This is a genomic window from Elusimicrobiota bacterium, from assembly GCA_026388075.1.
GTDB lineage: Bacteria > Elusimicrobiota > Endomicrobiia > Endomicrobiales > JAPLKN01 > JAPLKN01.
Window position 1 is genome coordinate 1 of the sequence record JAPLKN010000015.1, and the last position, 11,303, is coordinate 11,303.

Annotated in this window: 12 protein-coding genes; all 12 read left to right on the forward strand. The window is 33.9% G+C overall.

The features are described 5' to 3' along the window. A partial coding sequence (gene lpxD, locus NT145_00455) for a UDP-3-O-(3-hydroxymyristoyl)glucosamine N-acyltransferase (GenBank protein ID MCX5781169.1) occupies positions 1-837 on the forward strand: 837 nt, incomplete at its 5' end. Positions 838-852: 15 nt separating this feature from the next. Further along, positions 853-1,701: a UDP-3-O-acyl-N-acetylglucosamine deacetylase gene (lpxC, locus tag NT145_00460; GenBank protein MCX5781170.1), complete on the forward strand. Its 849-nt coding sequence runs from the start codon at positions 853-855 to the stop codon at positions 1,699-1,701. Positions 1,702-1,717: 16 nt separating this feature from the next. Beyond that, complete coding sequence (fabZ, locus tag NT145_00465; protein ID MCX5781171.1) at positions 1,718-2,185, forward strand: 3-hydroxyacyl-ACP dehydratase FabZ; 468 nt, start codon at positions 1,718-1,720, stop codon at positions 2,183-2,185. Then, positions 2,182-2,979 carry an acyl-ACP--UDP-N-acetylglucosamine O-acyltransferase gene (gene lpxA, locus NT145_00470; GenBank protein ID MCX5781172.1) on the forward strand — a complete coding sequence of 266 codons (798 nt, stop codon included), beginning with the start codon at positions 2,182-2,184 and terminating at the stop codon, positions 2,977-2,979. The genes fabZ and lpxA (NT145_00470) overlap by 4 nt, the downstream gene beginning before the upstream one ends. A 98-nt stretch (positions 2,980-3,077) precedes the next feature. Then, complete coding sequence (gene lpxA / locus NT145_00475) at positions 3,078-3,872, forward strand: acyl-ACP--UDP-N-acetylglucosamine O-acyltransferase (protein ID MCX5781173.1); 795 nt, start codon at positions 3,078-3,080, stop codon at positions 3,870-3,872. 2 nt (positions 3,873-3,874) lie between these two features. After that, entirely contained in the window at positions 3,875-4,678 is an 804-nt protein-coding gene (gene lpxI / locus NT145_00480) for a UDP-2,3-diacylglucosamine diphosphatase LpxI (GenBank protein ID MCX5781174.1), read from the forward strand. Between the two features lie 23 nt (positions 4,679-4,701). Next, positions 4,702-5,802: a DegT/DnrJ/EryC1/StrS family aminotransferase gene (locus tag NT145_00485; protein MCX5781175.1), complete on the forward strand. Its 1,101-nt coding sequence runs from the start codon at positions 4,702-4,704 to the stop codon at positions 5,800-5,802. After that, on the forward strand, positions 5,789-6,721 hold the full coding sequence (locus tag NT145_00490) for a Gfo/Idh/MocA family oxidoreductase (GenBank protein ID MCX5781176.1): 933 nt from the start codon (positions 5,789-5,791) through the stop codon (positions 6,719-6,721). Before NT145_00485 ends, NT145_00490 begins: the two co-directional genes overlap by 14 nt. Positions 6,722-6,731: 10 nt before the next feature. Continuing rightward, positions 6,732-7,811 (forward strand): lipid-A-disaccharide synthase, encoded by a 1,080-nt coding sequence (gene lpxB / locus NT145_00495; GenBank protein ID MCX5781177.1) that lies wholly within the window; start codon positions 6,732-6,734, stop codon positions 7,809-7,811. Positions 7,812-7,816: 5 nt separating this feature from the next. Further along, complete coding sequence (locus NT145_00500; protein ID MCX5781178.1) at positions 7,817-9,532, forward strand: ABC transporter ATP-binding protein; 1,716 nt, start codon at positions 7,817-7,819, stop codon at positions 9,530-9,532. An 18-nt stretch (positions 9,533-9,550) separates the two neighbouring features. Beyond that, entirely contained in the window at positions 9,551-10,597 is a 1,047-nt protein-coding gene (locus tag NT145_00505; protein MCX5781179.1) for a PAS domain-containing protein, read from the forward strand. A 21-nt stretch (positions 10,598-10,618) separates the two neighbouring features. Beyond that, positions 10,619-11,303, forward strand: a 685-nt coding sequence (locus tag NT145_00510) for a hypothetical protein (GenBank protein MCX5781180.1), incomplete at its 3' end; no start/stop codon positions are given.

An 11,303-nucleotide genomic window follows, 5' to 3' on the forward strand; every position in this document is an offset into this window, starting at 1 on the left:
GAAAAGGTAGAAGGTTTAAAACAAACGATTATAATAGTAAAAAATCCGCAATTAGCATTCGCAAAGATTTTAACGATGTTAGAAAAGGAAAAAAAATCTGTAATAGAAAAAGGGATTCATTCAACTGCGATTATAGGAAAAAATGTAAGGTTGAGTCATGATATTATAATTGGTCCATATGCGATAATTGGGAATGAAGTAAATATTGGAAATTCAACTAGGATTTTAGCACATTGTTTTGTTGGGGCTGATTCCAAAATAGGGCACGGCTGTTTGATTTATCCAAATGTTACAATTAGAGAAAATACAACGATAGGGAACAATTGTATTATTCATTCAGGAACTGTTATCGGTTCTGATGGATTTCGTTTTATGCCGGATGAAAAAGGGAATTTTAAAGTTCCTCAGATTGGAGGAGTAGAAATTGGTGATGATGTTGAGATAGGTTCAAATGTTTCAATAGACCGTGCTTCAACGGGAAAAACCATAATAGGCAAGGGAACAAAAATTGATAATCTTGTACAAATAGCCCATAATGTACAAATAGGAAGTCATTGTATAATTGTTGCTCAGACAGGGATTTCAGGTTCAGCCAAAATAGGTAGCTTTGTTCGTTTTGGAGGGAAATCAGGAGTTTCTGACCATATTAAAATCGGTGACGGAGCAACTATTGCTGCTGGAGCAGGTGTAATCAGTGACATGAAACCCAAAGAAGTTGTTTTTGGATTTCCGGCCAGGCCGCCTAAAGAAGAAATGAAAAAGCTAGCGATTATGAGTAAGTTGCCTGAAATGTATGAGCATTATAAAAAACTGAGTGCTAAAGAAAAAAATAACTAATATAATTATAATAATATGGAAAAACAAAAAACAATTTCAAAACAAGTCTCGATAGAAGGCATAGGACTTCATACCGGAAACAAAAGCAGAGTAATATTTAAGCCTGCTCCTGAGAATTTTGGAATAAAATTTGTGCGTATAGATTTGCAAGATAAACCAGTAATAAACGCAATAATCAGGTATGTATCAGGTACTGCGGTTAGGGGAACAACTATAGCTAATGGCACAGGACAAGTGCATACTATTGAACATATACTTGCTGTTTGTTCAGGGCTTGGAATAGATAATCTTGAAATACTTATCAATAATAACGAACCACCAATAATGGACGGTAGTGCAAAGCCGTTTGCTGACATTTTAATAAAAGCGGGGATAGAAGAACAAAATGAAGAAAAGAATTACTTTGTTGTTAATCAACCTGTTACCTATCAGTCAGATAAAACCACTTTTATTGCCTACCCATCAAATGATTTTTCTTTAGACTGCAAAGTTAACTATGACCATCCACTGATAAAGGAACAACAGATTTCATTGAAAATAGATGCAGAAACTTTTTTAGAGGAACTTGCTCCTGCAAGAACTTTTTGTTTTGATTATGAAATAGAAGCTTTAAGAAGCAAGGGGCTGGCAAAAGGCGGAAACCTTTCAAATGCAATTGTTGTGGGATTAAAAGACATCCATAATCCTGAACCTTTAAGATTTAAAAATGAATTTGTCCGTCATAAAGCGCTTGACCTGTTAGGTGATTTATTCCTTATAGGGAGACCAATAAAGGCTCATATAGTTGCGGTCAGGAGCGGGCATAATCATAATGTGTCTTTTACAAAAGAATTAGCAAAAGTTGGTGGTTTATTTGTTGATTAATCTTGGAGGCATAAAAATGGATAGTAATACCGTGAAAGATATTGAATTTGATATTGAGGGAATTAAGAAAATTATTCCTCATCGGTACCCTTTTTTAATGATTGATAGAGCAATAGTTAATTATGATACAAAGACAGCGAAAGGGTATAAATGTGTAAGCGGGAATGAAGAGTATTTTCAAGGACATTTCCCCGGAAATCCTCTTATGCCCGGGGTTCTTATTATTGAAGCAATGGCCCAGACGGCATGTGTATTGCTTTTATCAAAGCCAAAAAAAATGGGTAAATTTGCATATTTTATGGCAATAAATAATGTTAAATTTAGAAAGCCGGTAGTACCGGGAGATACCCTAGAATTCAAGATAGGTGTTTTGCGCGAACGTGAAAAGGGAGGAGTAGCTCGTGGTGAAGCATTTGTTAATAATGAATTGGTGACAGAAGCAGAATTTATGTTTAGTATAGTTGAAAAAGAGGAGAAAAAATGATTCACAATACTGCTATAATTCATCCATCAGCTAAAATTGCAAAAGATGTTGAGATAGGTCCCTATGCTATAATTGGAGAAAATACAATCATAAAATCAGGGGTCAAAATTGACTCGGGGGCGATTGTTGAAAACGCAGAAATTGGAGAAAATTGCCAAATTTACAGTTACGCAGTTATAGGAACTGCTCCGCAATCTATCAAATATAAAAATGAACCAACGAAACTTATTTTGGGATCCGATTGTATAGTAAGGGAATTCGTTACGTTAAATCGGGGTACCGATGCAAGCGGAAAGACCATTATCGGATCAAATTGTTATTTTATGGCCTATTCACATATAGCACATGATTGTATTGTGGGGAATAATGTTACATTTGCAAATGTTGCAACTATAGGAGGGCATGTTGAAGTCGGAGATAATGCTTTTCTAGGCGGGATAGTCGTTGTTCATCAATTTTGTCGCATTGGAAAATTTGCGATGTTAGGAGGCGGAACAGGGACTTCTCAGGATATTTTACCCTTTACTATGGTAGTTGGTCCTGGTCATAGAACAGTTGTTATGGGTTTAAATCTTGTTGGTATAAGGCGAGATCCAAAAGTAAAGGATGCTCTTGAAGATATAAAATCTGCATATAGAACTTTATTCTTTTCAAAGATTCCGTTAAAAGAAGCTTTAAACCAATTAGAAGTAATGAATTTGCATCAGGAAGTAAAAGAAATGATTGATTTTATAAAAACTTCAAAAAGAGGTTTTTGCAAGCCAAATCGCTTTAATAAAGAAGAGCAACTTTAGGAATTGAGTTTATTTATAACAAAAAAGAGCTCAGGCCCATTAAAAAAAAATTTACAAACTTAGTTTAATATTCGTTTTTCGGAAAATAGGGAAAAAAGATGATTCATGAAACAGTCATTATTCATAAATCGGCTGAAATTGCAAAAGATGTTGATATCGGACCTTATACAGTAATTGGTGAAAATTCGCTAATTAAATCTGGAACAAAAATTGGTTCTAATACTCTAATTGAAAACTCGGAGATCGGAGAAGATTGCCAGATATCTAACCATGCATCAATTGGAACAATTCCGCAGGATCTCAAGTTTAAAGGAGAATTGACAAAACTTTTTATTGGTCCTAATTGTAAAATTCGAGAGTTTGTTACTCTGAATCGCGGTACATCTGCAAGCGGAAAAACAGTTATAGGATCAAATTGTCTTTTTATGGCATATTCACATGTTGCACATGATTGCATAATAGGAAATGATGTTATATTGGCAAATGCCGCAACTTTAGGTGGGCATGTAGAAATTAGTGATAATGCCGTTTTGGGCGGGCTTGCAGGAGTTCATCAGTTTTGTAGAATTGGAAGGCTTGCCATGATTGCAGGAGGATCTATTGTGACGCAAGATGTTTTACCTTTTACGCAAGTGCAAGGCGATAGAGCCAAAACCAGAGGATTAAATCTTGTTGGTATAAGACGTCACCATATGATAAGAGAAGCTTTAGAGGAAATTAAAGAGGCTTATAAAATTCTTTTTTTGTCGGGGATACCAATACAAGAAGCTTTAGATCAGCTGGAAGCAACGAATCCCCGGCCAGAAGTTAAAGAAATGATAGATTTTATACATAGTTCTAAAAGAGGCATTTGCAGGTCTGCAAGTAAAGAAGTTGTGGAGGAAGAAATCTAAATATGGCTCAAAAAATTGGACTGATTGCAGGAAATGGTAGATTTCCTTTTTTAGTTGCGCAGGAAATCAAGAAAAGCGGTGATGAAGTTATTGCGTTTTGCTTAAAAGAAGAGACCGATCCCTTCTTGTCTAAAATTGTAAATAAAATGATTTGGCTGCATCTTGGGGAATTTCAGAAACTTATAGATTTATTACATGAAGAGCAAATAGAATCAGTTATAATGGCCGGACAAGTAAAGCATTCTCAGCTTTTTTCTAATCTGAAGTTTGATTTAAGAGCAATAAAACTGCTTGGAAAACTCCTAAACAAAAAGACTGATACTATACTCAAAGCAATTGCAGACGAGCTAGCAAAAGAAGGGATCAAGCTTCTTCCTTCTCACGAATATCTTAAGGATCTATTGCCAAAAAAAGGACTAATTTCTGGTAATAAACTAACCAAAGAAGAACAAAAAGATGTTGATTTCGGTTTTAAAATAGCAAAAGCAATTGCTGGTTTAGATATAGGACAGACTGTTGTAGTAAAAAACGGTGCAGTGCTTGCAGTAGAATCAATAGAAGGTACAAATGAATGCATCAAGCGAGCAGCTCTTTATGGGAAAGAAAATGCAGTAGTTGTAAAAGTTGCAAAACCAAATCAGGATTTTAGATTTGACCTTCCAGTAATTGGGCTTCAAACAATTAAGACATTGATTGAAAATAAAGTCTGGGTATTAGCAATTGATGCGGGCTCAACACTAATGATAGACAAACAAGAACTAATTAACCTGGCGAATAGTAATGGCATAAAAATAATAGCTTTATAATAAAAATGTATTAAAGGTATTAAATGATTCCATTAGTTAAACCTATTTTCGGTGCAGAAGAAAAAAAACTGGTCAATGAAGTTATAGATTCAGGAATCATTGCCAGTGGCAGTTATGTTTCTGAATTTGAAAAAAAATGCGCAAATTACAATAAAACACAATATGCGATTGCCACATCTAATGGAACCACTGCACTTCATACTGCCCTATTGGCCTGCGGAATTAAGAAAGGCGATAAAATATTAACCACTCCATTTAGTTTTATTGCTACCTCAAATAGTATTCTTTACTGCGGAGCAGAACCAGTTTTTGCTGATATTGATCCTGAAACTTATAATTTATCTAAGGATTCTGCTGAAGAAGCTTTTAAAAAGCATAAAGATATAAAAGCAATTTTATTAGTTCATCTTTATGGCCTACCATGTGAAATGGATTCATTTTTAAAGCTCAAAGAAAAATATAATTTTATATTAATCGAAGATTGCGCTCAAGCTCATGGGGCAGAATATAATGGGAAGAAAGTCGGTTCATTCGGAGATTCTTCAGCGTTTTCTTATTATGCGACAAAAAATATAACAACAGGTGAAGGCGGAATAGTTCTAACTAATAACTCGGAAATAGACAAGTTATCCAGGCAAATAATAAATCATGGCAGAAGCGAACATTCAGTTCATAGCGTTTTAGGTTACAACTATCGCATGACAAATATTGCAGCAGCGATCGGGTTAGTGCAGATGTCTCATCTTAATGATTGGAATAAGAAAAGAAAACAAAATGCTGCAATTCTTTCAGAAGGACTCAAAGATACCAGTTTTTTGAAAATTCCTTATATTTCAAATAAATGCGATCCAGTATTTCATCAATATACAATTAGAGTCAATTCTAAAATTAGACAGAAATTAATGGATTATTTGACAAAAAACGAAGTGGGTTGCGGAATATACTATCCAAGAGTAATATACAGCCAGCCTTTATATGAAAATCTCGGATTCCAAAAAGGACTTTGTCCTAAAGCAGAAAAAGCGGCAGATGAAGTTCTATCTATTCCTGTTCATCCGTCTTTAACTAGGAAACAATTAGAAAAAATAATATCAATAATCAAGAATTTCAATGGGAAAAATTAAAACAGCTGTCATAGGTGTCGGATCTTTAGGACAGCATCACGCTAGAATCCTTTCAAAACATCCAAAATCTGAACTCATTGCCGTAGTTGATTCTGATATCAAGCGTGCTGAAAAAATAGCATCTATTTACAAAGTTCCTTTCTTCTCTGATACTGAAAAAATAAAAAATATTATTAAAGCAGCTGTTGTGGCTGTTCCTACCCCATACCATTACGAAATTGCCAAAGATTTGCTTGAATCTGGTATTAATTGTTTGGTTGAAAAACCTTTTACATCAACTATTAAAGAAGCTCAGGATCTTATAGAAATTTCTAAAAAGAAAAATTTAGTACTGCAAGTTGGGCATGTAGAAAGATTTAATCCGGCCGTCGTAAGCGCACAAAATTACATCAATAATCCAAGACTTATTGAAGTTGACAGGCTTGGCCCTTATGATCCTAGAACAAGTCATATTGGGGTAGTTCTGGATCTAATGATTCATGATTTAGATATTTTACTTACTCTTGTAAAAGACAAAGTCTCAAGCCTTGAAGCGCATGGGGCAAAGATTTTGTCAGATAATGAGGATATAGTAAAAGTAAGAATTAAATTTGGCAATGGATGTGTAGCTGATCTCTCGGCAAGCCGGGTTTCACTGGAGAAATATAGAAGAATAAGGATTTTTCAGCCAGATAGTTATATTTCCATAGATTATGCCGGCAAAAGCTTAAAGGTATTCAGAAAAAAAAGAGACATTGTGAAAAGTTTTTCGGATATAGAAATCATAAGGCCCATTCTAAGCCCCGAAGAACCTTTATATTTAGAATTGGACCATTTTCTTTCATGTGTAAATGAAGGGAAAAAACCGATAGTGTCCGGTGAACATGGCCGAGATGCAATGGAACTTGCTTTAGAAATTCTAAAAAATATGGTTTTTTAAGGAGAACATTTTGGCGAAAAATATATTCATTTCAGCAGGAGATATTTCAGGAGATTTTCACGCAGCAAATTTATCTAAATCAATTAAAAAAATCGATCCCAAAATTATTATTACCAGTTTGGGAGGAAGAAATCTTGAACAAGTTTCTGATAATTTCTTACAGGATATATGCTGCCTGAGCGCATTTGGTTTTACCGCCCCGTTTAAGCATTACTTTTTTCTAAGAAAAGTTTTTAATAAAATAAAAAATATTTGGAAAAACAATAAACCGGATAAAGTAATATTAGTTGATTTTTATGGTTTCAACATTCATATTGCAGAATATGCTTGCAGGAATAAAATTCCAGCTTATTATTACATTAGTCCGCAAGTATGGGCGTCTAGAAGAAGCAGGATAAATAAATTAGCTAAATATGTTAAAAAAATGCTCGTCATTCTTCCTTTTGAAGAAGAAGTTTACAAAGAAACAGGTTTAGATACAGTTTTTGTAGGACATCCTCTAATTGATATAATAGATCAAAATTTAATTTCAAAACAATCAAATAAGGAAACAATCATAGGATTTTTTCCAGGGAGCAGAAAAAGTGTTATAGAAAGACACTTACCAATACTTGAAAAGACAGCAAAAATTATTAAGAGTAAAATAAATGCAAAATTTAAAATATTTTTGAATAATTCACCTCAAAATGTCATCAAAAGCGATTTTCAAATTGTTAATTCCGACAACTATCTTGAAAGAGCAAAACTTACGTTTGCAATAACAACTTCTGGAACAGTCAGCCTAGAAAATGCTTTATTGGGTATACCCATGGTTGTGTTTTATAAAGTATCTTGGTTTAATTATTGGGTTGCCAAACTGCTTGTTAAGGTCAAATATATAACAATGGCAAATATTCTTTTAGGGGGAGAGTTAATTCCCGAATTTATTCAATCCAGAGCAGATCCACAAATAATTTCCGAAAAAGTGATTTCCATGATAAACGACTCAGAAATGATGAGTAAAACTAAAAATGAATTACTTGGGTTAAGAAAGATATTGGGAAATCCTGGCGTTAGCGATAGAGCAGCAAAAATAATACTTGAAGAATAAAAATCATGAATCATAAAAGACTTATTAAATATTTTATTCCGTTTATACCTCGTTTTGTTTTAGCATCATTTTGCATGGCAATTTTTTCTGCTTTTGCCGGCGCAACGATGTGGTTCATTAAAACTATTTTTGATAAAATATTCATAAGTAAAGACCTTCATATACTTTACTGGGTGGTTATCCTAATTCCTGTTGTTTTTGCAATTAAAGGCATAGCAGGATATGGCCAAAATTATCTTTTATATTATATTACCCAAAATATTATTCGGAAAATAAGGGATGAACTTTATGAAAAAGTTATTACTCTTTCTCATGATTTTTATACAAATACTTCATCAGCAAGAATTATGTCCATAGTTACAAACGATGTAATGCTGCTTCAAAGCGCTATTTTTAGAGTTCCTCTGATGCTTATAAGGGATGGGTTAACAATAATTGTAATGATAGGAATTCTATTTTATCTTCACTGGAAGTTTGCATTAATATCATTAATAATTTTTCCAGTCGCGGGTATACCTTTAAGTCAATTTGCAAGAAAGATGAGAAATGCATCTCGTGAAGGTCAAAAACAAATGGCTGAGCTTAATTTATCGTTGCAGGAAAGTTTAAACGGAATAAATATAATTAAAGTATTTTTGCAAGAAAAAAACGAATTAGAACGCTTTGCAAAAGAAAACTATAAGTATTACCATGCTCAGCAGAAACTAAACAGGGTTGATGCAAGATCAAGCCCAACGATGGAGTTTATCGGTTCTGTGGCAATCGCTTTTGTGCTATGGTATGGGGGAAACGATGTGATAAAAGGAGTATGGTCGTCAGGTGCATTTCTTTCATTTTTAGGAGCGGTTGCAAGCGCATACGCACCCATAAGAAATTTTGCTCAAACAAATACGTTAATCCAACAATCTTTTGCGAGCTCAGAACGGATTTTTGGAATACTTGACCATAAACCCACTGTTATTGAAAATGAAAATGCAATTAAAATCGAAGACTTTAAATCTGAAATACGATATGAAAATGTTATGTTTTCATATATAGCAAAACATGAAGTTATTTCTAATTTAAGTCTTAGCATCAAAAAGGGAGAAATCGTTGCTATTGTAGGCCCTTCGGGTTCCGGAAAAACATCGCTAATAAATCTTCTGCTCAGGTTCTATGATCCTCAACAAGGCAGAATTCTTATAGACGGCCAAGATATAAAAAATATGGAATTTGGATCACTTCGTTCTAAAATTGGGGTTGTTACTCAGGAAGTATTTTTATTCAATGAGTCTGTGAAATTTAATATTGCATATGGAAAAAAAGATGCAGACGAAAATGAAATAATTAAAGCTGCTATAACCGCAAACGCTCATTCATTCATAATGAAAATGCCTCAAGGTTATGATTCTATGATCGGGGAACGAGGAATAAAACTTTCAGGAGGGGAAAGGCAGAGAATTTCAATAGCTCGTGCAATGTTAAAAAATCCGCCGATTTTGATTCTGGATGAAGCAACAAGTTCTTTAGATGCCGAATCAGAAAAATTAGTGCAGGAAGCTATTGAGACATTGATGGTTAATCGAACAGTTATAATTATAGCCCATAGACTTGCAACAGTAAAAAAAGCTGATAGAATTATTGTTCTTGACAAAGGAATTATCGTTGAACAAGGCAATCATCACGAACTTCTTAAGAATGAAGGTGTTTATAGCCGCCTTCATAATTTACAACTCTTGTAACAGAATAATAAAAATATTATGGAAATAAAAATTATCAGTTTGCCAACTTTTATAGCTTTTTTATTCAACGTCTATGTTTTAATGCTAATTCTGACTCAGGATTACAGAAAAAGAATTAGCCGCATATTTTCGATGCTGGTAATATCATGCATTATTTGGGACATATTTGAATTTGCTTTAAGAAATACTGGATCGCCCGGAAACGGGCTGCTTTTTGCCAAAATTACTTGGACGGGGGTAGCTTTTATTGCTCCTATTTTTTTGAATTTTGCTTTACTTTTTCCGAAAGAAAGAAAAATTCTAAAGAATAAACTAATATATGCCTTTATTTATCTTCCAGCATTTGTAGTAATATATTTTACGTGGTTTAGTAAGCTTTTTATAACTGATACTCAACCTTTGCTTTTAGATGGAGCAAGGACAATTATTTATGGCCCGTTTTTAAATATATATGCATTTTATGCTTATCCGATTTTTTTGGGCATATTATGGCTTTTTTATGATGCCTGGAAAAATTCGCAAAGCAAAAGAGAAAAACTTCAGGGGAAATGGATGTTTTTTGCAAGCCTATTACCCATAACGGGAGGTTTGATAACAAATATTTTTTTACCAAGCATAGGAATAAAAGTTTTGCCGTTGGCAACATCTTTTACAGTCATCATGTCAATGATGATTGTAAATGCGATCACAAAATATAGAATTATGGCAGTAACTCCAAATATTGCCGCAGAAACAATTATCTCAATGCTTCCAAATATAATAATTCTTTTGGGTACGGATCAGAAAATTCTTTATGCAAACAGGAATTTGCTTGATTTGCTCGGATATACAAAAGAAGAACTTTTAGGCCAAAATGTAAAAAAGATATTGCATGAAGATGATAGAGTATTCGGTATTGCGTGGCAGACAATAAATGAAAAAAGAAGTTTTGAAAAATCTAAAATAAAGTTTTTATCTAAAGACCGAAGCTCAATTCCTTTTTATTTCTGCGGAGCGGTAGCCACGGACGGCGATGATGTAATTGGATTTATTGGTATAGGGACTGTAATAGAAAATGGCAAATAGAAAATATTATGGAGAAGACTAATGAAAAATAAACAATCAATAAAGTTTATCTCTAAAGTAGTGTTTTTGAATTTTATTATTTTTATTCTTGCAGGATTGAATTCTAGAATCATTCATGCTTCATCTGAAATGGCGCCGACACTTTTTTATTCATACGATGGTTTTGCCCCGGGGGCTAAAGCAATGGGGATGGGATTTGCTTTTACATCCGTTGCTGATGATCCTTCAGCATTATATTTTAATCCCGCGGGTTTAAACTATTTGGATACGAATATTCTTAGTATTACTATGGAGGCCGGCCGGCAGGGGGACCTTTCAAAAGATAAATTATTTCTTAATGATCCTATAAGCAATTCCGGCCTTTGTTTGCTTGCTCTTACAAGCGGTAAAGGTTCATTTTCTTTTAGGCCTTTATCCGATATGACTATTCGCGAAACAAACGGAAATGACTGGAAAACAACAGAAATAAAAATAAATGCCTATACCATATCTGCAGCACATAAAGCCGAAAATGGAATAATGACGGGTTTAAATATATCTTATTTATCGGGTAGAATTGCTGAGGCAAGAATAGAAAACAATGTCCCATCTACTAATTTATCAGACGGCCATGGTATTTCTCTTGATATGGGTTTTTTGGGCAATATTACAAAGGAAATAGCTTTAGGAATTAATTTTCAAAATCTTTTGGGAAATATCTGGTGGG